This is a genomic window from Sphingosinicella sp. LHD-64, from assembly GCF_031157375.1.
Taxonomy (GTDB): Bacteria; Pseudomonadota; Alphaproteobacteria; order Sphingomonadales; family Sphingomonadaceae; genus Allosphingosinicella.
The window spans coordinates 197,425-222,246 of the sequence record NZ_JAVIFV010000003.1 but is presented as its reverse complement, the minus strand read 5'-3'; the positions used below and the strand labels follow the sequence as shown (position 1 = coordinate 222,246).

The 24,822-nt window shown below is 68.0% G+C and carries 21 protein-coding genes; 11 read left to right on the top strand and 10 right to left on the bottom strand.

The window, feature by feature from the left end; all coding sequences use genetic code 11:
- Nucleotides 1–59: 59 nt before the first annotated feature.
- The 8 genes from mdh to RCO27_RS08935 all read left to right on the top strand — a co-directional run bounded on the left by mdh (nucleotide 60) and on the right by RCO27_RS08935 (nucleotide 9,251).
- On the top strand, nucleotides 60–1,022 hold the full coding sequence (mdh, locus tag RCO27_RS08970) for a malate dehydrogenase (protein ID WP_309002332.1): 963 nt from the start codon (nucleotides 60–62) through the stop codon (nucleotides 1,020–1,022).
- Complete coding sequence (locus RCO27_RS08965; RefSeq protein ID WP_309002331.1) at nucleotides 1,006–1,311, top strand: hypothetical protein; 306 nt, start codon at nucleotides 1,006–1,008, stop codon at nucleotides 1,309–1,311. The genes mdh and RCO27_RS08965 overlap by 17 nt, the downstream gene beginning before the upstream one ends.
- A 7-nt stretch (nucleotides 1,312–1,318) precedes the next feature.
- The gene (sucD, locus tag RCO27_RS08960; RefSeq protein WP_309002330.1) at nucleotides 1,319–2,203 is read left to right on the top strand and encodes a succinate--CoA ligase subunit alpha; all 885 of its coding nucleotides are present in this window, start codon (nucleotides 1,319–1,321) and stop codon (nucleotides 2,201–2,203) included.
- Nucleotides 2,204–2,288: 85 nt separating this feature from the next.
- Nucleotides 2,289–5,090 (top strand): 2-oxoglutarate dehydrogenase E1 component, encoded by a 2,802-nt coding sequence (locus RCO27_RS08955; protein WP_374990375.1) that lies wholly within the window; start codon nucleotides 2,289–2,291, stop codon nucleotides 5,088–5,090.
- A gap of 18 nt (nucleotides 5,091–5,108) precedes the next feature.
- Nucleotides 5,109–6,386 carry a 2-oxoglutarate dehydrogenase complex dihydrolipoyllysine-residue succinyltransferase gene (odhB, locus tag RCO27_RS08950; RefSeq protein WP_309002328.1) on the top strand — a complete coding sequence of 426 codons (1,278 nt, stop codon included), beginning with the start codon at nucleotides 5,109–5,111 and terminating at the stop codon, nucleotides 6,384–6,386.
- 99 nt (nucleotides 6,387–6,485) lie between these two features.
- Nucleotides 6,486–7,883 carry a dihydrolipoyl dehydrogenase gene (lpdA, locus tag RCO27_RS08945; protein ID WP_309002327.1) on the top strand — a complete coding sequence of 466 codons (1,398 nt, stop codon included), beginning with the start codon at nucleotides 6,486–6,488 and terminating at the stop codon, nucleotides 7,881–7,883.
- A gap of 110 nt (nucleotides 7,884–7,993) precedes the next feature.
- A complete protein-coding gene (locus RCO27_RS08940; protein WP_309002326.1) occupies nucleotides 7,994–8,632 on the top strand; it encodes a trimeric intracellular cation channel family protein in 639 nt (212 codons plus the stop codon).
- Nucleotides 8,633–8,678: 46 nt separating this feature from the next.
- Nucleotides 8,679–9,251, top strand: a complete 573-nt coding sequence (locus RCO27_RS08935; RefSeq protein WP_309002325.1) for an SRPBCC domain-containing protein — start codon at nucleotides 8,679–8,681, stop codon at nucleotides 9,249–9,251.
- Nucleotides 9,252–9,281: 30 nt separating this feature from the next.
- Here RCO27_RS08935 and metH read toward each other — a convergent pair whose 3' ends face one another.
- The 5 genes from metH to RCO27_RS08910 all read right to left on the bottom strand — a co-directional run bounded on the left by metH (nucleotide 9,282) and on the right by RCO27_RS08910 (nucleotide 15,269).
- Nucleotides 9,282–11,894 (bottom strand): methionine synthase, encoded by a 2,613-nt coding sequence (gene metH, locus RCO27_RS08930; protein WP_309002324.1) that lies wholly within the window; start codon nucleotides 11,892–11,894, stop codon nucleotides 9,282–9,284.
- Nucleotides 11,895–11,908: 14 nt separating this feature from the next.
- On the bottom strand, nucleotides 11,909–12,970 hold the full coding sequence (locus RCO27_RS08925) for a homocysteine S-methyltransferase family protein (RefSeq protein WP_309002323.1): 1,062 nt from the start codon (nucleotides 12,968–12,970) through the stop codon (nucleotides 11,909–11,911).
- A complete protein-coding gene (gene metF, locus RCO27_RS08920; protein ID WP_309002322.1) occupies nucleotides 12,967–13,896 on the bottom strand; it encodes a methylenetetrahydrofolate reductase [NAD(P)H] in 930 nt (309 codons plus the stop codon). Before metF ends, RCO27_RS08925 begins: the two co-directional genes overlap by 4 nt.
- The gene (locus tag RCO27_RS08915; RefSeq protein WP_309002321.1) at nucleotides 13,893–14,849 is read right to left on the bottom strand and encodes a metalloregulator ArsR/SmtB family transcription factor; all 957 of its coding nucleotides are present in this window, start codon (nucleotides 14,847–14,849) and stop codon (nucleotides 13,893–13,895) included. Before RCO27_RS08915 ends, metF begins: the two co-directional genes overlap by 4 nt.
- An 81-nt stretch (nucleotides 14,850–14,930) precedes the next feature.
- Nucleotides 14,931–15,269: a helix-turn-helix domain-containing protein gene (locus RCO27_RS08910; RefSeq protein WP_309002320.1), complete on the bottom strand. Its 339-nt coding sequence runs from the start codon at nucleotides 15,267–15,269 to the stop codon at nucleotides 14,931–14,933.
- 120 nt (nucleotides 15,270–15,389) lie between these two features.
- Here RCO27_RS08910 and RCO27_RS08905 point away from each other — a divergent pair, with 120 nt between their 5' ends.
- A complete protein-coding gene (locus RCO27_RS08905) occupies nucleotides 15,390–16,016 on the top strand; it encodes an NAD(P)-binding domain-containing protein (protein WP_309003192.1) in 627 nt (208 codons plus the stop codon).
- 50 nt (nucleotides 16,017–16,066) lie between these two features.
- Here the strand turns inward: RCO27_RS08905 and RCO27_RS08900 are convergent, their stop codons facing one another.
- Both RCO27_RS08900 and RCO27_RS08895 read right to left on the bottom strand, forming a co-directional pair.
- The gene (locus tag RCO27_RS08900) at nucleotides 16,067–16,825 is read right to left on the bottom strand and encodes an arginyltransferase (RefSeq protein WP_309002319.1); all 759 of its coding nucleotides are present in this window, start codon (nucleotides 16,823–16,825) and stop codon (nucleotides 16,067–16,069) included.
- Between the two features lie 294 nt (nucleotides 16,826–17,119).
- The gene (locus tag RCO27_RS08895; protein WP_309002318.1) at nucleotides 17,120–18,358 is read right to left on the bottom strand and encodes a threonine ammonia-lyase; all 1,239 of its coding nucleotides are present in this window, start codon (nucleotides 18,356–18,358) and stop codon (nucleotides 17,120–17,122) included.
- Between the two features lie 58 nt (nucleotides 18,359–18,416).
- Between RCO27_RS08895 and RCO27_RS08890 the strand changes: the two genes are divergently transcribed.
- Both RCO27_RS08890 and RCO27_RS08885 read left to right on the top strand, forming a co-directional pair.
- A complete protein-coding gene (locus tag RCO27_RS08890) occupies nucleotides 18,417–19,283 on the top strand; it encodes an NAD(P)-dependent oxidoreductase (RefSeq protein ID WP_309002317.1) in 867 nt (288 codons plus the stop codon).
- Complete coding sequence (locus RCO27_RS08885; RefSeq protein ID WP_309002316.1) at nucleotides 19,280–20,965, top strand: amidohydrolase; 1,686 nt, start codon at nucleotides 19,280–19,282, stop codon at nucleotides 20,963–20,965. Before RCO27_RS08890 ends, RCO27_RS08885 begins: the two co-directional genes overlap by 4 nt.
- A gap of 49 nt (nucleotides 20,966–21,014) precedes the next feature.
- On the opposite strand, the gene RCO27_RS08880 is transcribed toward RCO27_RS08885, so the two are convergent.
- The 3 genes from RCO27_RS08880 to RCO27_RS08870 form a co-directional block, all read right to left on the bottom strand.
- Complete coding sequence (locus RCO27_RS08880) at nucleotides 21,015–23,072, bottom strand: thioredoxin family protein (protein ID WP_309002315.1); 2,058 nt, start codon at nucleotides 23,070–23,072, stop codon at nucleotides 21,015–21,017.
- A gap of 154 nt (nucleotides 23,073–23,226) precedes the next feature.
- Nucleotides 23,227–23,547, bottom strand: coding sequence for a multidrug efflux SMR transporter (locus RCO27_RS08875; protein WP_309002314.1), 321 nt, complete (start codon nucleotides 23,545–23,547; stop codon nucleotides 23,227–23,229).
- A 248-nt stretch (nucleotides 23,548–23,795) separates the two neighbouring features.
- A complete protein-coding gene (locus tag RCO27_RS08870) occupies nucleotides 23,796–24,740 on the bottom strand; it encodes a right-handed parallel beta-helix repeat-containing protein (protein ID WP_309002313.1) in 945 nt (314 codons plus the stop codon).
- Nucleotides 24,741–24,822 lie beyond the last annotated feature (82 nt).

Sequence of the window (24,822 nt, the reverse complement as noted above, 5' to 3'; positions counted from 1 at the left end):
ACGTCTGGCCGCGTTCCGCGGCCCCTTCGCTTTGAATCGCTGCAAGACGGGAGGGCTTCATGGCTCGCAAGAAGATCGCGCTGATCGGTGCCGGCAATATCGGGGGGACGCTCGCGCATCTCGCCGCGTCCAAGGAGCTGGGCGACATCGTCCTGTTCGACGTGGTCGAGGGCGTGCCGCAGGGCAAGGCGCTCGATCTTTCCCAGTGCGGCCCGATCGAGGGCTTCGACGCGAAGATCACCGGCTCCAACGATTACAAGGACATCCAGGGCGCCGACGTCATCATCGTCACCGCCGGCGTCGCCCGCAAGCCCGGCATGAGCCGCGACGACCTGCTCGGCATCAACCTCAAGGTCATGAAGGCGGTCGGCGAGGGCATCAAGAACAACGCCCCGAACGCGTTCGTGATCTGCATCACCAACCCGCTCGACGCCATGGTCTGGGCGCTGCGCGAATTTTCCGGCCTGCCGCACCACATGGTGGTCGGCATGGCGGGCGTGCTCGATTCGGCCCGCTTCAGCCATTTCCTCGCCGACGAGTTCAACGTCTCGGCCCGGGATGTCACGACCTTCGTGCTCGGCGGCCACGGCGACACGATGGTTCCGGTCGTCCAGTATTCGACCGTCGCCGGCATTCCGGTCCCCGACCTCGTCAAGATGGGCAGGTCGACCAAGGAGCGGATCGACGCGATCGTGAAGCGCACCCGCGGCGGCGGCGGCGAGATCGTCGCCCTGCTCGGCACCGGCTCGGCCTATTACGCCCCGGCGACCAGCGGCATCGCCATGGCCGAGGCCTATCTCGGCGACCAGAAGCGCCTGCTGCCCTGCGCCGCCTTCGTCGAGGGCAAATACGGCCTCGACGGCCTCTATGTCGGCGTGCCGGTGATCATCGGCGCCGGCGGTGTCGAGGAGATCGTCGAGATCGCGCTGGACGACGAGGCGAAGGCCAACCTCCAGGTCTCGGTCGACGCGGTCAAGGAGTTGCTCGAGGCCTGCAAGGGGATCGATGGCAGTCTTGCCTGAACGGATCGAACCCTCGGAGCTTGAGGGCCGCGTTATCCTGATCGGGATTACGCGGCTCGCTAAGGATGGGAATTACACGCAGGAGCAGTTCGCAGGTGTGGCAAGCATCGAGGATCAACAGGCTTACGCTCTCGTCCGCATCGATTGCGACGATGGCAAGGTCCGGGAGTATCCTTTCGATGTCCGTACCCTCGAGCGCGCCGCCCCCGGTGAATATAGATTGAGGAGTACCGGTGAAGTCATCACCAACCCCGATTTCCTGATGACTTGGACCGTGACGAAGGAATGAAAAGCGAATGAGTATCCTGGTCAATTCGAACACCAAGGTCATCACCCAGGGGATGACCGGCGATACCGGCACCTTCCATACCGAGCAGGCGCTCGCCTACGGGACGAAGATGGTCGGCGGCGTCACACCCGGCAAAGGCGGGCAGACCCATATCGGCCTGCCGGTGTTCGACACGGTCGCCGAGGCGGTCGCGAAGACCGGCGCGGACGCGAGCGTGGTCTACGTGCCGCCGCCCTTCGCCGCGGACTCGATCCTCGAGGCGATCGACGCCGAGGTGCCGCTGATCGTCGCGATCACCGAGGGCATTCCGGTGCTCGACATGGTGAAGGTGAAGCGGGCGCTTTCCGGCTCGAAGTCGCGGCTGATCGGCCCGAACTGCCCGGGCGTGCTGACCCCGAACGAATGCAAGATCGGCATCATGCCGGGCAACATCTTCCGCAAGGGCTCGGTGGGCATCGTCAGCCGCTCGGGCACGCTGACCTACGAGGCGGTGTTCCAGACGACCAATGCCGGCCTCGGCCAGACCACCGCGGTCGGCATCGGCGGCGATCCGGTCAACGGCACCAACTTCATCGACGTGCTCGAGCTGTTCCTCGGCGACGATGCCACCGAGTCGATCATCATGATCGGCGAGATCGGCGGCAGCGCCGAGGAAGAGGCCGCCCAGTTCCTCGTCGACGAGGCGAAGAAGGGCCGCAAGAAGCCGGTCGTCGGCTTCATCGCCGGCCGCACCGCCCCGCCGGGCCGCCGCATGGGCCATGCCGGCGCGATCGTCTCGGGCGGCAAGGGCGGCGCCGAGGACAAGATCGCCGCGATGGAGGCGGCTGGAATTACCGTCTCCCCGAGCCCATCTGAGCTGGGCGAGACCCTTGCGTCGCTTTTAAGGGGTTGAGCGAATCCGTCATACCGGCGAAGGCCGGTATCCAGACGGAGATTGGAACTGGACCCCGGCCTTCGCCGGGGTGACGGCAGGCAAAATGACAAACGACCTATCGATGACGAGCGAGCGCGAACAAGGCCCGAGCTGGGCCCGCGCAGGTTGGCCCCTGGTCGAGCTGGATGAGGTCAATGCGGGGCTCGATCCCACGCGGATGACGCTTCCGAAGGTGGCGGACAAGGCGAAGGCCGCCGCGACTGCCGCCGGGAAGTCCGAGGCCGAGGTCGAGCAGGCCGCCAAGGACGCGATCCAGGCGATGATGCTGATCCGCACCTACCGGGTGCGCGGCCATCTCGCCGCCGATCTCGATCCGCTCGGCCTCACCAAGCGCGAGCTGCCGGCCGATCTCACCCCCGAATTCCACGGCTTCTCCGGCGCCGATCTCGACCGCCCGGTCTTTCTCGACGGCACATTGGGCTACGAATGGGCGACGGTGCGCGAGATCGTGCCGGTGCTGCAGCGCAATTACTGCGGCAAGGTCGGCCTCGAATATATGCACATCAACGACCTGGAGGAGCGCCGCTTCCTGCAGGACCGGATGGAGGGGCGCGAGGCGGAGATCCGCTTCACGCCCGAGGGCCAGAAGGCGATCCTCATCAAGGTGATCCAGGGCGAGCAGTGGGAACGCTTCCTCGCCAAAAAGTATGTCGGCACCAAGCGGTTCGGCCTCGACGGCGGCGAATCGATGATCCCCGCGCTTGAGGCGGTGATCAAATATGGCGGCGGCTACGGCGTCCAGGAGGTCGTGATCGGCATGGCCCATCGCGGCCGCCTCAACGTCCTCGCCAACGTCATGGGCAAGCCCTACCGCGTCATCTTCAGCGAGTTCGCCGGCGGTTCGGCGAACCCCGAGGATGTCGGCGGCTCGGGCGACGTCAAATACCATCTCGGCACCTCGTCCGACCGCGAGTTCGACGGCGTGCGGGTCCATCTCAGCCTCGTGCCGAACCCCAGCCATCTGGAGGCGGTCGACCCCGTCGTCCTCGGCAAGGCGCGGGCGCAGCAACAGGGCCGCGGCGACACGACCGGCGCGACCGTGCTGCCGGTGCTGATCCACGGCGACGCGGCGTTCGCGGGGCAGGGAATCGTCGCCGAATGCTTCGGCTTCTCGGACCTGCCGGGCTACGACACCGGCGGCTGCCTGCACTTCGTCATCAACAATCAGGTGGGCTTCACCACCTCGCCCCAGTTCGCGCGCTCCTCGCCCTATCCGTCGGACGTGGCGAAGATGGTCCAGGCGCCGATCCTCCACGTCAACGGCGACGATCCGGAGGCGGTGACCTTCGCCTGCAAGCTGGCGATGGAATACCGCCACGAATTCCAGCGCGACATCGTCATCGACATGTGGTGCTACCGGCGCTTCGGCCACAACGAGGGCGACGAGCCGAGCTTCACCCAGCCGCTCATGTATGCCGCGATCCGCCAGCATCCGGGCGTCTCCGACGTCTATGGCGCGCGCCTCGTCGACGAAGGCGTGATCGGCGAGGGCTGGATGGACGGCGAGGTCGCGGCCTTCTCGACCCTGCTCGAAAGCGAGTTCGAGGCGGCCAAGTCCTACCTGCCGAACAAGGCCGACTGGTTCGAGGGCCGCTGGAGCGGGCTCAACAAGCCGGCGACGCCGGAGGAGGAGCGCCGCAACGTCGCCACCGCGATCGGCAAGACCGCCTACCATGACGTCGGCAAGGTGCTGACCACCGTCCCCAGCAGCGTCACCATCCACAAGACGCTGGGGCGGATCATCGACGCGCGGCGCGAGATGTTCGAGAGCGGCCAGGGCTTCGACTGGGCGACGGCCGAGGCGCTCGCCTACGGCACGCTGCTCAGCGAAGGCTATGGCGTGCGCCTGTCCGGCCAGGACAGCGGCCGCGGCACCTTCAGCCAGCGCCACTCGGCCTGGGTCGACCAGAATTCGGGCGCCAAATATATCCCGCTCACCCGCATCGGCCCGGGCCGGTTCGAGGTGCGCGACAGCCCGCTCTCCGAATATGGCGTGCTCGGCTTCGAATATGGCTATGCCAGCGCCGACCCGAAGACGCTCGTGCTCTGGGAGGCGCAGTTCGGCGACTTCGCCAACGGCGCGCAGGTGATGATCGACCAGTTCATCGCCGCCGGCGAGGCGAAGTGGCTGCGCGCCAACGGCCTCGTGATGCTGCTGCCGCACGGCTATGAAGGGCAGGGGCCGGAGCACAGCTCGGCGCGGCCCGAGCGCTTCCTGCAGCTCTGCGGCGAGGACAATATGCAGGTCGCGAACTGCACCACGCCGGCCAATTATTTCCACATCCTGCGCCGGCAGATGCACCGCGATTTCCGCAAGCCGCTGATCATCATGACCCCGAAGTCGCTGCTCCGGAACAAGTACGCCGTCTCGAGCGCGGCCGATTTCGAGGGCGACGGCCATTTCCGCCGCCTCCTGTCCGATCTCAACCCGCCCGCCGACAAGGAGGTGCGCCGGCTCGTCCTGTGCACCGGCAAGGTCGCCTACGAGCTCATGGAGGCGCGCGACAAGGCGGGCGATGCCAACACCTCGATCGTCCGGGTCGAGCAGCTTTATCCGTTCCCGGGCGAGCCGCTCATCGCGCGGATCAAGCGGATGACCAACCTCGAAGAGGTGGTCTGGTGCCAGGAGGAGCCCAAGAACCAGGGCTACTGGCACTTCGTCGAATGGCGGATCGAGAAGTGCCTCGCCGACGCCAAGGCGCAGCGGCCGCTCTACGCGGGCCGCAAGGCTTCGGCCTCGCCTGCCACCGGCCTCGCCAAGCGGCATGCCGCCGAGCAGGCCGAGCTCATCGAGGACGCGCTCGGCCATTCGGCGCGCGCCATCGCCCATCGCAAAGCCAGCTAGAGAGAAAGCGCAACCAGCATGGCCATAGACGTCAAGGTCCCGACGCTCGGGGAATCGATCACCGAGGCGACGCTGGGCCAGTGGCTCAAGCAGCCCGGCGAGGCAGTGAAGGCGGACGAGGCCGTAGCCAGCCTCGAAACCGACAAGGTCGCGGTCGAGGTCAATGCGCCGTCGGCCGGCGTGATGGGCGAGCAGCTCGTCAAGGAAGGCGACACGATCGCGGTTGGCGCCCTGATCGCGCGGATCGAGGCGGGCGGCGGCAGCGCCGCTCACGCACCTGCCGCCGCGGCCCCGGCGCCGCCAGCACCGGCGGAAACGCCGGTCAATCCGGCCGGCGCCGGCGAGAATATCGAGGTCAAGGAAGAGGCTGCCGCCCCCGCAGGGGACGACGAATCCCACCTGACCCTGTCGCCGGCCGTGCGCCGGGTGGTGCTGGAGCATCATCTCGATCCCTCGAAGATCAAAGGCACCGGCAAGGACGGGCGCCTCACCAAGGACGACGTGCTCGCTGCTTCGAAGCTGCAGAAGGCCGAGGCGCCCGCGCCGGCGACGCCCGCTACGGCCCCTGCGCCCAGCGCGGCCGCCGCGACGGGCGAGCGCCGCGAGGAGCGGGTGCGGATGACGCGTGTCCGCCAGACCATCGCCCGCCGCCTCAAGGAGGCGCAGAACACCGCGGCGATGCTCACCACCTTCAACGACGTCGACATGACGGCGGTGATGGCGGCGCGGGCGAAGTACAAGGACCTGTTCGAGAAGAAGCACGGCATCCGCCTCGGCTTCATGGCCTTCTTCGTGAAGGCGGCCGCGCTCGCCGCGCGCGACGTCCCCTCGGTCAACGGCTCGATCGACGGCGAGGAGATCGTCTATCACGACTATCTCGACGTCTCGGTCGCGGTGTCGGCGCCGCAGGGCCTGGTCGTCCCGGTGGTCCGCAACGCCCAGGCGATGAGCTTCGCCGAGATCGAGAAGACGATCGCCGATTTCGGCAAGCGCGCGCAGGACGGCACGCTGAAGATCGAGGAGATGCAGGGCGGCACCTTCACCATCTCCAATGGCGGCGTGTTCGGCTCGCTTCTCTCCACCCCGATCATCAATCCGCCGCAGTCGGCGGTGCTCGGCATGCACCGCATCGAGGAGCGGCCGGTGGTGAAGGACGGCCAGATCGTCGCCCGCCCGATGATGTATCTCGCGCTCAGCTACGACCACCGCCTGATCGACGGCCGCGAGGCGGTCACTTTCCTCGTGCGAATGAAGGAAGCGCTCGAGGATCCGACGCGGTTGCTGATCGATCTATGATGATTGTCGTCATTCCAGCGAAAGCTGGAATCTCCCTTCCTTGTGAAAAGGCAATGAGATCCCAGCTTCCGCTGGGATGATGCCCAAGGGAAACAGAATATGGCAGACACCAATTTCGACGTGATCGTGATCGGCGCCGGGCCCGGCGGCTATGTGGCCGCGATCCGTGCGGCGCAGCTCGGGCTCAAGACCGCCTGCGTCGAGAGCCGCGAGACGCTGGGCGGCACCTGCCTCAACGTCGGCTGCATCCCCTCCAAGGCGCTGCTCCATGCTTCCGAGCTGTATGAGGAGGCCGCGCATGGCACGCTCGCCAAATGGGGCGTGAAGACCAGCAAGGTCGAGCTCGATCTCGGCGTGATGCACGAGGCCCGGCTGGAATCGATCAAGGGCCTCACCCAGGGCGTCGCCTTCCTGTTCAAGAAGAACAAGGTCGAGTGGCTGAAGGGCCATGCCAAGTTTACGTCGAAGACCACGATCGACGTTGGCGGCACGTCCTACACCGCGAAGAACTTCATCATCGCCACCGGCTCGTCGGTGACGCCGCTGCCGGGCGTCGAGATCGACCAAGCCAGAATCGTCGATTCGACCGGCGCGCTGGAGCTGGCGAAGGTGCCGGACCATCTCGTCGTCATCGGCGGTGGCGTGATCGGTCTTGAGCTCGGCTCGGTCTGGAAGCGGCTCGGCGCCAAGGTCACGGTCGTCGAGTTCCTCGACCAGATCCTCCCCGGCATGGACGGTGACGTCCGCAAGGAAGCGAACAAGATCTTCAGGAAGCAGGGCTTCGAGATCCGCACCTCGACCAAGGTCACCAAGGCCGAGAAGAAGGGCAAGGGTGTCGTCCTCACCGTCGAGCCCGCCGCCGGCGGCGCGGCCGAGACGATCGAGGCGGATGCGGTGTTGGTCTCGATCGGCCGCAAGCCCAATACGGAAGGGCTCGATCTCGACAAGGCGGGCATCCAGGTCAACACGCGCGGCCAGATCGAGGTCGACCACGGTTTTCGCACCGGCGTTGCCGGCATCTACGCGATCGGCGACGTGACGCCCGGCCCGATGCTCGCCCACAAGGCCGAGGACGAGGGCATCGCCGCGGCCGAGATCATCGCCGGCCAGGTCGGCATCGTGAACCACGACGTGATCCCGAGCGTCGTCTACACCTTCCCGGAGATCGCCGGCGTCGGCAAGACCGAGGAGGACGCCAGGGCCGAGGGCTATGAGGTCAAGACCGGCAAGTTCCCGATGCTCGCCAACAGCCGCGCCAAGACCAACAAAGAGGCCGACGGCTTCGTCAAGGTGATCGCCGACGCGAAGTCGGACCGGGTGCTGGGCGTCTGGATCATCGCCTCGGTCGCGGGCACGATGATCGCCCAGGCCGCCCAGGCAATGGAGTTCGGCGCGACCAGCGAGGACATCGCCTATACCTGCCACGCCCACCCGACGCACAGCGAGGCGGTCAAGGAAGCGGCGATGGCGGTCCGGGGCCTTCCGATCCACATCTGACCTAACGCGTCACCCCGGCGAAGGCCGGGGTCTCAGGACAAAAGGTTACGGCGGTCTCCACGAGACCCCGGCCTTCGCCGGGGTGACGGGAATATGGTACGGGAGAGGCCATGTCGCCGACCCAGCTCCCCGCCGCGCTTGCGCCGATGCTCGAGGTGCTGAACCATGCCGGCATCGCCGTCTTCGCGTTGTCGGGCGCGCTGCTGGCGGCGGAGAAGCGCCAGACGCTGGTCACCTTCATCTTCTTCGCGGTCGTCACGGCGGTGGGCGGCGGCACGGTGCGTGACCTGCTGATCGGCGCGCCGGTCTTCTGGGTGCACGAGAATGCGACTCTCCTGATCTGCTTCGGCGCGGCGCTGGCGGCCTGGCTGCTGCCGCGCGGCTCCTGGCACCACAAGGCGCTGCTGTGGTTCGATGCCGCGGGCCTCGCCGCCTTCGCCAGCTTCGGCGCCGCCAAGGGCCTCGCCTTCGGCCTCGCGCCACTCCCCGCCTTCGGCATGGGCGTGCTCACCGGTTGCCTGGGCGGCATCGTCCGCGACGTGCTCGCCGGCGAGCCTTCGATCCTGCTGCGGCCGGAACTCTATGTCACCGCCGCCGCCCTCTCCGCCGCCCTGCTGGTCGGGCTGGTCGTCGCGGGCGTACCCGGCGGCGTGGCGGGCCTCGTCGCCACCCTGGCCGGTTTCGCCCTGCGCGGCGGCGCCTTGTGGTATGGCTGGGCGTTGCCGGAATATCGGTCCGACAAGCCTTGACTTGATCGATCATTCAAGAATGATGGCGGCAGGAGGGAGAGCCGCCATGAAAGGAATGCTCGTCGCTTTCGCCTTGCTGGCCGCGGCGCCTGCTCCGGCCCAGGATGTTGCCGTCAGCGAGCAGCGCGATCCCGCGGGGACTCTCGTCCTGTCCCATGAGGTCGTCGTGGCGGCGCCTCCGGACGCGGTCTGGGCGGCGATTTCGACGCCCGAAGGCTGGCGTACCTGGGCGGCGCCGGTCGCGCGCTCGGTCGACGGTGCGCCCGACCTCATCGAGACCAGCTATACGCCGACCGCCGGGCCGAACGACCAGACGACGATCCGCCAGCAAGTCCTCGCCCGCATTCCCGGCCGGCTGCTCGTCTTCCGCACCGTCAAGGCGCCGGGGGGCTTTCCCCATTTCGACACTTACCGCCAGGTGGTGAGCATCTTCGAGCTGATACCGGAAGGGCGCGCGACCCGCGTGCGTCTGACCGGCACCAACTATGCGGACAATGACGCCGGCCGGCAGCTCCTCGGCTTCTTCCGCGCCGGCAACCGCGTCTCGCTGGAGCAGTTGCGCGACCGGTTCGTGCGCGGGCCGGTCGACTGGGTACGCCGCCGGAGCGAAGGGCATTAGCGGATCGAATATCGCCCGGGACGAGCGTGATCAGTCGAGATTGGGCCTCAGCCAGCGGGTTGCCTGCTCGAGGGAAACGCCGCGGCGGATGGCATAGTCCTCGAGCTGGTCCGGGCCGATCCGGGCGACGCCGAAATAGTCGCTGTCGCGGTGCGCGAAGTAGAAGCCGGAAACCGCCGCGGTCGGCAGCATCGCGAAGCTTTCGGTGAGGCTGACGCCGGCCGGCCCCTCGTTCGCGCCCTCGCCGGCGAGCATGTCGAACAGGATCGGCTTCAGGCTGTGGTCGGGGCAGGCCGGATAGCCGGGCGCGGGACGGATGCCGACATAGGTCTCACGGATGAGATCGGCATTGGTGAAATGCTCGTCCGGCGCATAGCCCCAGGTCGAATGGCGGACATGGGCGTGCAGCGTCTCGGCGAAGCTCTCGGCGAGGCGGTCGGCGAGCGCCTTCAGGAGGATGTCCGAATAGACGTCGTTCTGCGCCTTGAACCGCTCGAGATGCGGCTCGATGCCGTGAATGCCGACCGCGAAGCCGCCGATCCAGTCCTCGCCATTCGGATCGATGAAATCGGCGAGGCACATGTTCGCCCGTCCCTCGCGCTTCTTCACCTGTTGGCGCAGGAAAGGGAGCTGTGTCTCCTCGTTGCGGGCGAGGACGTGGACGTCGTCGCCCTCGCGCCGGCAGCGCCACAGGCCGACCGAGGCGCGCGCCGTCAGCCAGTGCTCGGCGATGATCCTGTCGAGCATCGTCTGCGCGTCGGCGAACAGGGAGCGCGCGCTCTCGCCGATGATCGGATCGTCGAGAATGCCGGGATAGGTGCCGGCCAGCTCCCAGGCGCGGAAGAACGGCGTCCAGTCGATGCTGTCCCTGAGCTCGCGCAGCGGCCAGTCGTTGAAATGATGGACGCCCGGGCGCTGCGGCGGCGGCGCCTTGCCGGCGGGATCGTAGGCGAGGGCGTTGGCGCGCGCCTCCTCGAGCGTCGCCAGCTCGCTCTGCCCCTTGTTGGCGCGGGCAATGCGGACCGCCTCATAGTCCTCGGCCGTCCTGGCGACGAGCGGCGCCTTCTGCGTGTCTGAAACGAGGCTGGCGGCGACGCCGACCGCGCGGCTGGCGTCGAGAACATGGATCACCGGGCCGTCATAGGCCGGATCGATCCGGAGCGCGGTATGGACGCGCGAGGTGGTCGCGCCGCCGATCAGGAGCGGCATCGCCATCTTCTCGCGCTGCATCTCCTCGGCGACCGTCACCATCTCGTCGAGTGATGGGGTGATGAGGCCGGAGAGGCCGATCATGTCCGCGTCATTCTCGTTGGCGGCCTTGAGGATGTCCTGCCAGGGCACCATCACGCCCAGGTCGATGATCTCGAAGCCGTTGCACTGCAGGACGACGCCGACGATGTTCTTGCCGATGTCGTGGACGTCGCCCTTGACGGTCGCCATCACGACCCGGCCCTTGCCCTTGGCGCCCTCGTCCTTTTCCGCCTCGATATAGGGGAGGAGGTGGGCGACCGCCTTCTTCATCACGCGCGCGGACTTCACCACCTGCGGCAGGAACATCTTGCCGGCGCCGAACAGGTCGCCGACGACGTTCATGCCGTCCATCAGCGGCCCTTCGATGACCTCAATCGGTCGGGCGGCCTCCTGGCGGGCCTCCTCGGTATCCTCGACGACATGGGCGTCGATGCCTTTGACGAGCGCATGCTCCAGCCGCCTGGCGACCGGCCAGCCGCGCCATTCGGCCGCTTCCTTCTCGCGCGCCGGATCGCTGCCGAGATAATTCTCGGCCAACGTGACCAACCGTTCGGTGGCGTCCTCGCGGCGATCGAGGATGACGTCCTCGCAGGCCTCGCGCAGCACCGGATCGATCGTGTCGTAGACGTCGAGCTGGCCGGCATTGACGATCGCCATGTCGAGCCCGGCGGGAATGGCGTGATAGAGGAAGACCGAGTGCATCGCCCGGCGCACCGGCTCGTTGCCGCGGAACGAGAAGCTGAGGTTCGAAAGGCCGCCGGAAATATGGGCGCTGGGGCAGCGCTGGCGGATCACCTTGCACGCCTCGATGAAGTCGACCGCATAGGTGCGGTGCTCGTCGATTCCCGTCGCGACCGCGAAGATGTTGGGATCGAAGATGATGTCCTCGGGCGGAAAGCCGTCGGCGACGAGCAGGTCATAGGCGCGGCTGCAGATCTCGACCTTGCGCGCCTGGGTGTCCGCCTGCCCGGTCTCGTCGAACGCCATGACGACGACCGCCGCGCCATAGTCGCGGACCTTGCGCGCGAGGCGCAGGAACTCGGCCTCGCCTTCCTTCATGCTGATCGAATTGACGATCGGCTTGCCCGAGACGCATTTGAGGCCGGCCTCGATCACCGCCCATTTCGAGCTGTCGACCATCACCGGCACGCGGGCGATGTCGGGCTCGGCGGCGATCAGCTTCAGGAAGGTGGTCATGGCGAGCTCGGCGTCGAGCAGGCCTTCGTCCATGTTGACGTCGATCACCTGGGCGCCGTTCTCGACCTGCTGGCGCGCGACCTCGACCGCGGCCGGGTAGTCGCCGGCCATTACGAGCTTCTTGAACTTGGCGGAGCCGGTGACGTTGGTGCGCTCGCCGATATTGACGAACGTGGCGCGCTGCTGGGTGGTCATGTCTCTTATGTGTTTCAGGCGGCGAGGATCATCGGCTCGAGGCCGGCGAGGCGGGTGACCCGCGCCGGCGTCGCGATCCGGCGAGGCGCATAGCCGGCGACGGCCTTCGCCATGGCGGCGATATGCGCGGGAGTGGAGCCGCAGCAGCCGCCGATGATGTTGACCCAGCCGGCCTCGGCCCATTCCTTGAGCAAAGCCGCGGTCTGCTCGGGCAGCTCGTCATATTCGCCCAGCTCGTTGGGCAGGCCCGCATTGGGATAGGCCATGATCAGCGTGTCGGCGATGCCGGACAGGGCCTGGACATGCGGGCGCAATTGCTGGGCGCCGAACGAGCAGTTGAGGCCGATCGTCACGGCGTCGGCATGGCGCACGGCGTGCCAGAAGGCCTCGACCGTGTGGCCGGAAAGGTTGCGGCCGGAGAGGTCGGTGAGGGTCATCGAGATCATCAGCGGCACGTCGCGCCCGAGCGCGGCGGCCGCGTCCTTGGCGGCCATGATGCCGGCCTTGGCATTCAGCGTGTCGAAGATCGTCTCGATCAAGATGAAATCGGCGCCGCCTTCCAGCAGCGCGTCGATCTGCTCGCGATAGACCGCCTTCAATTCGTCGAAGTCGATCTCGCGAAAGCCGGGATCGTTGACGTCGGGCGAGAGCGACAGCGTCTTGTTGGTCGGCCCGATCGCGCCGGCGACGAAGCGCGGGCGCCCGATTCCGTTTTTGGCGTCCTTCGCCTCGTAGTCGTTCGCAGCAGCACGGGCGATCCGGGCCGAAGCCCGGTTGATGTCGCCAACCAAGGCTTCCGCCGCATAATCGGCCTGGCTGATCCGGTTGGCGCTGAATGTGTTGGTCGAGACGATGTCGGACCCCGCCTCCAGATAGGCGCGCGTGATCGCGTCCACGACATCGGGGCGGGTCAGCGCCAGGATGTCGTTGTTGCCCTTCTGGTCGCGGGAGAGATCGAGCGCGCCGCGATAGTCGGCCTCGGTCAGCTTGCGGTTCTGGATCTCGGTGCCGAACGCGCCATCGGTGAGCAGGATACGCTCACCGGCCGCGGTCTTCAGTCTCTCACGTGCGCTCACGCGGCCTGGTCCTTCTGCTTGGCGCCGGGCCGCACGCCCAGCAGGTGGCAGATGGCATAGGCCAGCTCTGCGCGGTTCAACGTATAGAAGTGGAAATGGCGCACGCCACCGCGATAGAGCTGCGCGCAAAGCTCCGCCGCGACGGTCGCCGCGACGAGCTTGCGGGCATCGGGCAGGTCGTCCAGCCCCTCGAACAGACGGTCCATCCAGGGCGGGATCGCGGCGCCGCACTGGCCGGCGAACTTGCGGGTCTGGGCGACGTTGGAGACGGGCAGGATGCCCGGCACGATCTCCGCGTCGATCCCGGCCGCCGCCGCCTCGTCGCGGAAGCGGAAGAAGCTCTCGGCCGAGAAGAAGAACTGGGTGATCGCCCGGTCGGCGCCCGCGTCCATCTTGCGCCTGAGATTGTCGAGATCGGCCGCGCGCGTCGCCGAATCCGGATGGCATTCGGGATAGGCGGCGACCGACACGTCGAACGGCGCGACCCTCTTCAACCCTTCGACCAGCTCTGCGGCATTGGCGTAGCCGCCCTCCGGCGACCGGAAGCGCGCGCCGGGCTCGGGCGGATCGCCGCGAAGGGCGACGATGTGGCGCACGCCGGCGTCCCAATAGGCGCGCGCGACGTCGTCGATCTCGCCCCGGGTCGCGGCGACGCAGGTGAGATGGGCAGCCGGCGTCAGCGCCGTCTCGCGCACGATCCGCGCCACGGTCGCGTGGGTGCGCTCCCGGGTCGAGCCGCCGGCGCCGTAGGTCACCGAGACGAAGCGCGGGTTCAGCGGCGCCAGCGTCTGGATCGACTCCCAGAGCGTCGCCTCCATCTTCTCAGTCCTGGGCGGGAAGAATTCGAAGCTGACCGCAATGTCGCCGGCGGCGTCCTCGAACAGCGGCCGGGCGGTGCGGGAGAGTGCGGGCGCGGCCGGGCTCATGCGACCACCTTCAGGCGCGCCTCGGGCTGGACGCCGAGCCAGATGGTGACGGTGAGCTCGCCGCCTTCGAGATGCTCGACGACCTCGCCCTCCAGGCCGGCCTCGGCGAGGTAGCGCAGCACCGATTCATCGGCGAAGCCGAGACGGGCATGCGCATCGCGGCTGCGCAGCTCCTCGCGCTCATGGGCCGCGAAATCGGCGATCAGCAGCCGTCCGCCCGGGCCGAGCAGCCGCGCCGCCTCGGCGACCGCCGCGGCGGGGTTCTGCGCATAATGCAGCACCTGATGGATGATGACCGTGTCGGCGCTGCCCGATGGCGACGGCAGCGCATACATGTCGCCCTGGCGCAGCTCGGCGGATTCGAGTCCGGCGTCGGCGAGTTTTACCCGCGCGAGCCGCAGCATCTCCGGCGAACGGTCGATGCCGAGCGCGCGCTCGGCCTTCGGGCCGAACAGCTCGATCATCCGCCCGGTGCCGGTGCCGATATCGACAAGGCGCCCATAAGGGTCCTCGCCCAGCGCACGGGCGATCGCCGCCTCGACCTCGCTTTCGGCGACATGCAGCGAACGCAGCGCGTCCCAATCGCCGGCATGGCTGGCGAAATAGCGCTCGGCGGCAGCGGCACGATCGGCACGGACCGCGGCGAGCCGGGCGGCATCGGCGGTCATCCAGGCATTCTCGCCGTCGAGCTCGGTCCAGCGGTCGAGAAGCTGGAAGAGCGGCTCCGTCCGGCCACGTTCGCCGAGGCTGACGAACACCCAGCTCCCCTCCTTGCGTCGCTCGGCGAGACCGGCGTCGATCAGGATCTTCACATGGCGCGACACGCGCGGCTGGCTCTGCCCCAGCACCTGCGCGATCTCGCCCACCGACAATTCCATTGCACGCAGCAGCATCAGGATTCTGAGCCGCGTCGGATCGGCGAGGGACGCAAAAATCTTTGGAGCCGCAGCCATATTTGGGGATATAAAGATGTCTTTATATGCCGGTCAAGCGTGGATTGCCCGTAAAAGACCACGCCCCAACTGTCGTCGGGCCTAACGCACCGAAATAGACAGGTCGTTGGCGCGTGCGTCCCCCCACTCATAGAGTGCGTCGAGCATCGGACGAAGGCTCTCGCCGAGCGCGGTCAGGCGATAGACGGAGACTGCCTGGCCGCCCTCGCCACGCGTTCGCTCCACCAGGCCCAGCATTTCCAGATCCTTGAGGCGTTGTGTCAGGACCTTCTCCGAAATGCCGGGAATGCGGGCGCGCAGGTCGCTGTAACGATGTGGCGCTTCCTTCAGCCAGGCGAGGATCACCGTCTTCCATTTGCCGCCGACAAATTCGATCGCCAGCTCGACCGGGCAGCCATAGCGGGACTTCAGTCGTTTCATGCAAACCCCTCGTCCACGCACCATCCGGTGCGTTGAAAGCCCTAGCGACCCGATCCTAGACCGATTTCGAGCCGACGGGAATCGGCCGGCAACTCGGAGATCATGCGATGAGAATTAGGAATCATAGGCGCCGGCGATGTCGGCAAGGCCCTGGGAACCGGCTGGGCCCGCGCAGGGCATGAGATCCTGTTCGGCGTGCGCGATCCAGTTGATCCGAAGCATGTGGCCGCAGCGCAAGCGGCGGGCGATGCGCGGATTGCCGGAGTGGAGGCCGTGGCGGACCAATCGGACGTGGTCGTGCTGGCCGTCGGATGGGAGGCAGTGCCGGACGCGATCCGTCAGTGCGGATCGCTCGCCGGCAAGATCGTGATCGACGCGACCAATCCGCTGACATTCGGGAAGGATGGACCCGCGCTCGCCCTGGGTTTCTCGACATCGGGGGGTGAGGAGGTCGCCCGGCTCGCCCCGGACGCGATCGTGTTCAAGACAATGAATCAGGTCGGCTTCGCGGTCATGGCCGACGCATCGGGCTATGCCGCCCGTCCGGCGATGTTCGTCGCCGGGGACGATGGGGAGCGCAAGATCGACGTGCTGCGGCTGGTGGAAAATCTGGGCTTCGAGGGGATCGACGCCGGTCCGCTCCGCAACGCGCGTTTGCTGGAGCCCTATGCGATGCTCTGGATCGATCAGGCATTCAATCACGACGCGCCAAGGGACAACGCCTTCGCCTTCCTGCGCCGGGAGTAGGTCGTATGGCGATCGATCACCTCGTTCCCGACGAAGCGAGGTGACGCCGCTCAGCCCAGCGCCAGCTCGCGCTGCTCGGGATCGAAGCGGCGCCAGCCGCCGGGGCCGAGCTTCTCCAGCGGCCGGAAGCGCGACTTGTAGGCCATGCGCTTCGACTCCTCGACCCAGTAGCCGAGATAGACATAGGGCAGCCCCGCCCGCCCGGCGCGGACGATATGGTCGAGGATGATGTAGGTGCCGAGACCCGCGCGGTGCTCGTTGTCCGGCTCGAAGAAGCTGTAGATCATGCTGAGGCCATCGGCCTGCTGATCGGTGAGGCAGGCGCCGACGAGGCGGCCCGGGCGGCCGTCCGTCGCGGGCTCGCGATATTCGACGATATAGGTGCGGACCGGGCTCTGCTCGACCATGTCGGAGAAATCGTGCTCGTCCATCTCGACCATGCCGCCGTCGGGATGGCGGGCGCGCAGGTAGCGGCGGAGCAGGTCGTACTGCTCTTCGGTCGCCCACGCCTTGCAGGCGGTGACCTCGAGGTCGGCGTTGCGGCGCAGCGTCTTGCGCTGGCTCGCGGTGGCCTTGAATTCGCTGGCGACGACGCGGACCGAGACGCAGGCGGCGCAATCGAGGCAGGAGGGGCGGTAGGCGACGTTCTGGCTGCGGCGGAAGCCGATCCGCCCGAGCGCGTCGTTGAGCTCGCCCGCATGCGGGCCCGACAGCTCGGTGAACACCTTCCGCTCCGTCCTGCCGTCCAGATAGGGGCATGGTGACGGCGTGGTCACGAAGAAGCGGGGGAAACGAAACGGTGCGCTCAATTCGACTCCGGCAGGCTCGTCTGGACCTGGCGGCAAGTATGCGCCTGCGCCGGGGCGTTGGGAAGGCCGGTTAACATGTCGGCAGCCACGTTGCGGCGAGCCGTTCCACGCCGGGACGGCGACTGGAGGACGATTAACAGTACCCGTCATTGCGAGGCGCCCTTCGACGCTGCCTGCGGCGTCGCTCAGGATAAACTGCCGCTTCGCGGCAGCGACGAAGCAATCCAGTCTGCATCTGAGGCTACGCTGGATTGCTTCGCTACGCTCGCAATGACGGTTTGAACTGAACCAAACCTACTCCAGCGCGACCGGAAAGACCTTGTAGCCGTCGCCCTCGAGCGTCTCGATCAGCTTCGCGATCTGGCCGGCGTCGCGCGCCTCGCAGGCGACCTCGATCGCGGCGTCCTTGGCGGGGAGCGAGGTGAACACGCGCTGGTGGTTGACCTCGACGATGTTCACCTGGTGCGCGGAGAACAGCTTCATCACCGCGACCAGCGCGCCGGGGCGGTCCTGGAGATGGATGCGCAGCCGCGTCATCCGGCCGGAGCGGACGAGATCGCGCAGCAGCACGTTTGCGAAAAGATGGGTGTCGATATTGCCGCCGCTGACGACGAGGCCGACGGTCTTGCCGGCGAAGCGGTCAGGATGGCTGAGCAAGGCGGCGAGGCCGACCGCGCCGGCGCCCTCGGCGACCGTCTTCTCGGCAGTGGCGAGCAGGCAGAGCGCGCTTTCGATGTCGCGTTCGGAGACGAGCACGATGTCGTCGACGACCTCGCGGATGATGTCGGCGGTCTCGACGCCCGGCGCCTTGACCGCGATGCCCTCGGCAATCGTGTCACCGGCGCAGGGCAGCGACTGGCCCGACAACTTCGCGTACATGCTGGGATAGAGTTCGGCCTGCGCACCCACCACGGCGATGCCGGGCTTCAGCGCCTTGGCCGCCGTCGCAATGCCGGAAATGAGCCCGCCGCCGCCGATCGGGATGACGAGCGCGTCGATCTCCGGCGCATCGGCGAGCAGTTCCAGCGCCACCGTGCCCTGCCCCGCCATGACCTCGGCATCGTCGAACGGATGGACGAAGGTGAGGCCGCGTTCCTCCGCAAGCCGACGCGATTCCGCATAGGCCTCGTCGAACGTCTCGCCGAACAGGACGACCTCGGCGCCATGCGCTTCGGTCTGGCTCACCTTCACGATCGGGGTCGGCTTCGGCATCACGATCACCGCCGGCACGCCGAGGCGCCGGGCATGGTAGGCGACGGCCTGCGCATGGTTCCCCGCCGAGGCGGCGATCACCCCGCGCGACCGCCGGGCCGGGTCCATCAGCAGCAATTTGTTGAGCGCGCCGCGCTCCTTGTAGGCGCCGGTATGCTGGAGATTCTCGAACTTCACGTAGACCGTGGCGCCGCTCCGCTCGGACAATGTGCGGCTCAGCATCGTCGGGGTGCGGATCACTGCGCCGGCGATGCGCGCTGCGGCGGCTTCGATCCCTGCGAGGGTGACCGGAGGGTGCGTCGTGCGCGCGGGGCTCGCCATGGGAGCGAGCCCTAGACCCATCTGGCGCCGACGGCAAACAGGCCTTATCGCGGGGCCCATGGCACGCATCGCTTTCCTCGGGCTCGGCGTCATGGGCGCGCCGATGGCCCGGCATCTCGCTTCCGCCGGGCACGCGCTCACCGTCTACAATCGCAGCCCGGCCAAGGTCGAGGCCTGGATCCAGAGCTACGGCGGCACCGGCGCGGCAAGCGCGGCCGACGCGGCGGCCGAAGCCGACGCGGTGATCGCCTGCGTCGGCGCCGACGCCGATGTCGAGGCGGTGACGCTGGGGCCGGACGGCGCCTTCAGCGCGATGCGGCCCGGCGCGGTCTTCATCGACCACACCACCGTCTCCGCCCGCATCGCCCGGCAACTGGCCGAAGAGGCGGAGAGGCGGGATCTCCACAGCGTCGACGCCCCGGTCTCGGGCGGCCAGGCTGGGGCCGAGAACGGCAAGCTCTCGATCATGTGCGGCGGCACCGACGCCGCGATCGCCGCCGCGACGCCGTTGATGCAGGCCTATGCGGCGCGGATCGTCCATGTCGGGCCGGCGGGGAGCGGCCAGCTCACCAAGATGGTCAACCAGATCTGCATCGCCGGAATCGTCCAGGGCCTCGCCGAGGCGATCCATTTCACCCACCGCGCCGGCCTCGACCCCGGAAAGGTGTTCGAGGCGGTCTCGGGCGGCGCCGCGCAGAGCTGGCAGATGGTCAATCGCTGGGCGACGATGGACAAGGGCGAGTTCGATTTCGGCTTCGCGGTCGACTGGATGCGCAAGGATCTCGGGCTCGCGCTCGAAGAGGCGCGCGCCAACGGCTCCCGTCTCGCGCTCACCGCTCTGGTCGATCAATTCTATGCCGACGTGCAGGCGATCGGCGGCGCGCGGCAGGACACCTCTTCACTGGTCCGGAGGCTGGAGCCTTGAAGCGTCTGTTGCTGTTCCTCGCGGCGATCCTCGTCGCCGCCACGCCGGCGCTCGCCGATCAGCTCGTCGACAATGTCAACGGCTACACCATGCGCGAGGACGGGCGGCTGTTCCGCTTCAACGGCATGGTGATCGGCGACGACGGCCGGGTGAAGCAGCTCCTCCGGCGCGGCGACCGCCGCCCTGAACGGCCGCGCTACCTGCTCGACGGGCGGGGCCGGACGGTGATCCCCGGCCTCATCGACGCGCATGGCCATGTCATGGGCCTCGGCATGGGCGCGCTGACGCTCGACCTGTCCGATACGAACTCGCTGCAGGAGGCGCAGCAGCGCATCGCCCAATACGCCGCCGCCAACCCGAGCCCGCGCTGGATCATCGGGCGCGGCTGGAACCAGGAGCGCTGGGGCCTCGGCCGCTTCCCGACCGCCGCCGATCTCGACGCCGTCGTGCCGGGCCGGCCGGTCTGGCTGGAGCGGGTCGACGGCCATGCCGGCTGGGCGAACACGGTCGCGATGACCGAGGCGCAGATCACCGCCCAGTCGCAGGCGCCGGCCGGCGGCCGGATCGAGCGGGCCGGCCGCGGCGCGAATGCGGCGCCAACCGGGATTTTCGTCGACACCGCCATGGAGCTGATGCAGCGCGCCGTGCCGCCGCCGCTCCCGGTCCAGCGCGATCGCGCCCTTGCGCGCGCGCAGGAGATCCTGCTGTCGAACGGCCTCACCGGCGTTGCCGACATGGGGACGAGCATCGAGGACTGGAGCACGATCCGCCGCGCCGGCGACAACAACCAGCTCAACCTGCGCATCCTCTCCTACGCGGCGGGGGTCGATGCGCTGCTCGCCACCGCCGGCACGCGGCCGACGCCGTGGCTCTACGACGGACGCCTCCGGATGGTGGGGGTGAAGCTCGTCCTCGATGGCGCGCTCGGCTCGCGCGGCGCCCTGCTCAAGCAGGACTATCGCGACGCCCCCGGACAGCGCGGACTCATGCTGCTCACCGATACGGTGCTCAAGAATCTGATGAGCCGCGCGGCCATGGACAATTTCCAGGTCGCGGTCCACGCGATCGGCGATCGGGCCAATGCCGAACTGCTCGGCGCGATCGAGGAACTATCCGATACCTATACGGGAGATCGGCGCTGGCGGATCGAGCACGCCCAGATCGTCGATCCGGTCGATCTGCCGCGCTTCGCCCGGCACGGCATCATCGCGTCGATGCAGCCGGTGCACGAGACCTCGGACTGGCGGATGGCCGAGGTGCGGATGGGCATGGAGCGGCTGCAGGGCGCCTATGCCTGGCGCTCGATGCTCGCCAATGATGTGCCGATCGCCTTCGGCTCGGATTTCCCGGTCGAGAACCCGAACCCGTTCCACGGCCTCGCCGCAGCGATCAGCCGGCAGGATGCGCAGGGGCAGCCGCCCGGCGGATGGCTGCCCGAACAGAGGCTGACGCTCGAGCAGGCGTTCGACGCCTTCACCCGCGGCGCGGCCTATGCCGGCTTCGCCGAGGAGCAGATCGGGACGCTGGAGCCCGGGCGCTATGCCGACTTCCTGTTCCTCGACCGGGATATCTTCCAGACATCCGATCCGAACGCGATCCGCGAGACGCAGGTGATCGAGACCTGGGTGGCCGGGCGGCAGGCGTTCGACCGCCGCCGGGGGTCAAACGGCCAGAGTCGATAGTGTAACCAGTGTGTTCCCGCGGAAGCGGGAACACATCATGCGTCTCTTGTCAGGCGCCGAGCGCCGTCAGCCGGCCGACCGTCAGGATCTGCGGCAGCACCTCCGGTTCGCGGCCGGGGGCGTAATAGAGGTAGAAGGGCACGCCCGAGCGGCCGTGGCGTTCGAGGAAGCGGCCGATCGCCTCGTCGCCGCGCGTCCAGTCGCCGACGAGGACGCGGACGCCCCTGGCGCGGAAGGCCTCCGCCACCTCCTCCTGCTCCAAGGCCGCGCGTTCGTTGACCTTGCAGGTGATGCACCAGTCGGCGGTGAAATAGACGAAGGTCGGCGTGCCGCCGGCGCGAAGTTCCGCGAGACGCGCCTCGCTGAACGGCTCGCTGCCGAGCGGATCAGCGCTCGCCTCCGCCGCGGCCGGCGCGGCGGTGCGGACGAAGGGCAAGGGTGCGACTACCGCGATGGCGATCACCGCGAGTGCGAGCCAGATGCGCCCGCCGCCCTGCTTGCGCCCGAGCCACCACAGGCCGAGGCCGAGCAGCAGTGCGGCGGCGAGGCCGAGCGTCATGCCGTCGACGCCGGCCTGACGGCCCAGCACCCAGATCAGGCCGAGCGCGGTCAGGAACATCGGAACGGACAGGATGCGCTGGAGCGTCTCCATCCACGCGCCAGGCTTCGGCAGCAGATTGCGCAGCGCCGGCACGAAGCCGAAGAGCAGGAACGGGAGCGCCAGCCCGAGGCCCAGGCCGGCGAACACCGCGAGCCCGGCCCAGGTCGGCAGCACCAGCGCCGCGCCGAGCGCGAAGCCGAGGAACGGCCCGGTGCAGGGCGTCGCGATGAAGGCAGCCAGCGCGCCGGTGAAGAAGGCGCCTTTCGTGCCCCCACTCCGCGCGAGATCGTCGCCACCGGCCAGCGCGGGAAGCTGGAACAGACCGGCGAGGTTGAGCGCGATCGCTGTCACGAGCAGCAGCAGCAGCAGGATCACTCGCGGGTCCTGCAGCTGGAATGCCCAGCCCGCCGCGGCGCCCCCGGCCCGCACCGCCAGCAGCACGCCGCCGAGCGCCAGGCAGGTGCCGATCACGCCGGCCGCATAGGCCAGCGCCTCGCGCCGGGCCGCACCGCTGTCCGCGCCCACGCGGGCGAGGCTCAATGCCTTGAGGCTCAGGATTGGAAACACACACGGCATGACGTTGAGGATCAGGCCGCCGATCAGCGCACCGATTAAAGCGAGCAGGATCGAGCCGCCCGCGTCCGCCTCGCTCGCCTGCCCCCCTTCATTCTCGACCGGCCCGGCGATCGTCGCCCCGGCGGCCGGAACCTCTCCGGGCCGTGCAGCGAACTGGAGGCCGGTCCCGGTGCCGATCTCGATCACGCCCTCGAGCGTCCGGAGCGAGGCGGCCTGCGCCCCGGCGCCCGCCTCGACGATCAGGAACTGGCCGCTGCGCGAGACGGTCTGCGGCTCGGAATGGCGCATCGCATCGGTGGTGATAGGGAAGAAATAGGGCGCGGCGACATTGGTCCCCTGCGGGAAAGGAATCGCGATCCTGAGGCGGTTGCCCGCCACCTGGAAGCGCGCCGGCTCATTGAGCGGCCGCGGCAGCGCTTGGCGCCACGCCCCGAAGGCGGGATCGCGTGCGCCCGGCTGGATCGTGTGGAGCTCGATCGAGACCGTGGCGGTCTCGGGCACGCACAGCTCGTTGGTGCAGACCAGATAATCGAGCCGCGCGTCAACCGGCACGGTGACGCCGGGCTCGGCCGTCTCGGGCACCTTCAGGTTCACGAGCAACGCGTAATCATGCTCGTAGACATAGTTCATCAGGCCCATGACGAGCAGCCGGTCGGGCACCGGATATTGCAGCGGCTCGGCCGTCCAGCCGGTCGGCAGGCGCCAGTCGACCCGCGGCTCCGCCCCGGCGTCGCCCGGGTTGCGCCAGTAGCCGTGCCAACCCGCCGTCGGCCGCATCACGAAGGCGAGCGTGATCGTGCCGCCCGGCAGCACGCCCTCCGTCTCCGGCACCAGGCTGACGTTCATCCGCTGCGGCGGCTGCGCGGCGGCCGGACCAGCGGCGCCGACCAATGCGAGAAGCAGGAAAAGGACGGCCGCCAACCGAGTCATCGCGCGCGCTATAGCATGGCGCGGCCCATGCGCGAGGTGTTCAGTGGACTGGCCGCGGAGGGCGTCATTGCGAGGAGCGAAGCGACGAAGCAATCCAGCCTGACTCGAAAGCCGTACCGGATTGCTTCGCGTCGCTCGCAATGACGATCTTGGCTCAAGCCGTCGTCGACACCTTCATCAGGACGAGGCCGCCGACGATCATCACCGCCGCAGCGATGCGCAACGCGCTCACCTGCTCGCCGAGCACGACGATGCCGACCAGGAAGGCGCCGACCGCACCGATCCCGGTCCAGACCGTATAGGCGGTGCCGAGCGGCAGCGCGCGCATCGCGATCGAGAGCAAACCGAAGCTGAAGATCATCGCGACGATCGTCACCGCCGACGCTCCGGGGCGGGTGAACCCCTCCGACAGCTTCATCGAATAGGCCCAGAGGACCTCGAGCAATCCCGCGACGATCAAAAACAGCCAAGCCATGCCGGCTCTCCTTTGAAAAAGAGCCGGGCCGTCCCGGACTTGTACCCGTGAAAGGGGGAGGGCGTGGCCTCGCCGCGCCTATCTAGGGCGACGGCGGGCGGGGTCAAGACTGGAAGCCGGACGCTCCGCCCACTCACATCATCATGCTGAACTTGTTTCAGCATCCAGGTCTCCACCGCCCGGGCAAGTGACCAGCTGGACCCTGAAACAAGTTCAGGGTGACGACCTGTTCGTGTTTCGGAAAGAGCCTAGCGCTGCTCGAACCGGGCGATCTGCGGCCCCAGGCGGTTGTTCGCGATCGTGATCGGATCGCCGCTCGCATCGGCCACGAAGGCGGTCCGCCGGTCGACGCCCGGGGCGAGATCGGCCTGATTGCCGGTGACGGAAAGCCCCGCCGAACGATGCTCGGCGCCCTCCGCCGCGACCATGATCAGGGCGCTGTAATTTTCCTTGTTTTCGCCCTGGACGAAGGTGTTGCCGGCGATCGTGCCGGTGGCGCCGTTGGAGAGGTCGATCATGTAGTTGGTCGCCTGGCCCTGGCTGTCGTCGAAGCTCGATTCGGTGACCTCGATCCGCCGGCCGCGGCTCTTGAGATAATGGCCGCCCGTGCCGCGCTCGAAGCGGGTCCGGGTGACGATCAGCGTGCCGGTGCCGCTGTTGTAGATCGAATGGGCGCAGCCGGCATTTTCCGGGCAGCCGCCGAGGCCGGAGAAGGTCGAGTGCTCGATCCGGATCGTGCCTCCATGGTCGTTGGACACGAGGATGCCGTTCTCGCCGCTCCGGAACATCGTCTCGCGCACGGTGAGATCGCCGGTCTCGAGCCGGATACCGGCGCCGTTCATGTCGGGCACGCGGATGTTCTGGAAGACGAGGCCCTCGATCCGGGCGGCGCGGCCGTCGAGGACGAGCGCCGCCTTGCCCTCGCAGGCGACGCCGTCGAAGATCACCGTCCCCGCCTGCTGGGCCACATAGGCGATCTCTCCCCCGTTCTGCACCGCGCACTGGCGGTAGCGGCCGGGCGCGATCAGGATCGTGCCGCTGCCGTCGCCGATCGCCGCGACGGCCTCGGCAAGCGTCGCGAACCCGTTGCCGCTCTCCTGCACGGTGAACGGCGCGGGCGGCACCTGGCCGTGCGAGGGAATCGCCACGAACAGGCAGGCGAGCACGAGTGCGATGAGGAAACGCCGGTCCATGGGCGCGAACTGACGCGTCGCGGCCCGGTCTGTCGAGACCGGAACAGGGTTAAGAAAATCCTGCCCCGGAACGGGACGCTTC

Excerpts from the sequence above, each read along its gene's own strand:
- mdh (WP_309002332.1), top strand. The coding sequence starts at position 60 with ATGGCTCGCAAGAAGATCGCGCTGATCGGTGCCGGCAATATCGGGGGG.
- RCO27_RS08965 (WP_309002331.1), top strand. The coding sequence starts at position 1,006 with ATGGCAGTCTTGCCTGAACGGATCGAACCCTCGGAGCTTGAGGGCCGC.
- sucD (WP_309002330.1), top strand. The coding sequence starts at position 1,319 with ATGAGTATCCTGGTCAATTCGAACACCAAGGTCATCACCCAGGGGATG.
- RCO27_RS08955 (WP_374990375.1), top strand. The coding sequence starts at position 2,289 with ATGACAAACGACCTATCGATGACGAGCGAGCGCGAACAAGGCCCGAGC.
- odhB (WP_309002328.1), top strand. The coding sequence starts at position 5,109 with ATGGCCATAGACGTCAAGGTCCCGACGCTCGGGGAATCGATCACCGAG.
- lpdA (WP_309002327.1), top strand. The coding sequence starts at position 6,486 with ATGGCAGACACCAATTTCGACGTGATCGTGATCGGCGCCGGGCCCGGC.
- RCO27_RS08940 (WP_309002326.1), top strand. The coding sequence starts at position 7,994 with ATGTCGCCGACCCAGCTCCCCGCCGCGCTTGCGCCGATGCTCGAGGTG.
- RCO27_RS08935 (WP_309002325.1), top strand. The coding sequence starts at position 8,679 with ATGAAAGGAATGCTCGTCGCTTTCGCCTTGCTGGCCGCGGCGCCTGCT.
- metH (WP_309002324.1), bottom strand. The coding sequence starts at position 11,894 with ATGACCACCCAGCAGCGCGCCACGTTCGTCAATATCGGCGAGCGCACC.
- metF (WP_309002322.1), bottom strand. The coding sequence starts at position 13,896 with ATGAGCCCGGCCGCGCCCGCACTCTCCCGCACCGCCCGGCCGCTGTTC.
- RCO27_RS08915 (WP_309002321.1), bottom strand. The coding sequence starts at position 14,849 with ATGGCTGCGGCTCCAAAGATTTTTGCGTCCCTCGCCGATCCGACGCGG.
- RCO27_RS08910 (WP_309002320.1), bottom strand. The coding sequence starts at position 15,269 with ATGAAACGACTGAAGTCCCGCTATGGCTGCCCGGTCGAGCTGGCGATC.
- RCO27_RS08895 (WP_309002318.1), bottom strand. The coding sequence starts at position 18,358 with ATGGCGAGCCCCGCGCGCACGACGCACCCTCCGGTCACCCTCGCAGGG.
- RCO27_RS08890 (WP_309002317.1), top strand. The coding sequence starts at position 18,417 with ATGGCACGCATCGCTTTCCTCGGGCTCGGCGTCATGGGCGCGCCGATG.
- RCO27_RS08880 (WP_309002315.1), bottom strand. The coding sequence starts at position 23,072 with ATGACTCGGTTGGCGGCCGTCCTTTTCCTGCTTCTCGCATTGGTCGGC.
- RCO27_RS08875 (WP_309002314.1), bottom strand. The coding sequence starts at position 23,547 with ATGGCTTGGCTGTTTTTGATCGTCGCGGGATTGCTCGAGGTCCTCTGG.
- RCO27_RS08870 (WP_309002313.1), bottom strand. The coding sequence starts at position 24,740 with ATGGACCGGCGTTTCCTCATCGCACTCGTGCTCGCCTGCCTGTTCGTG.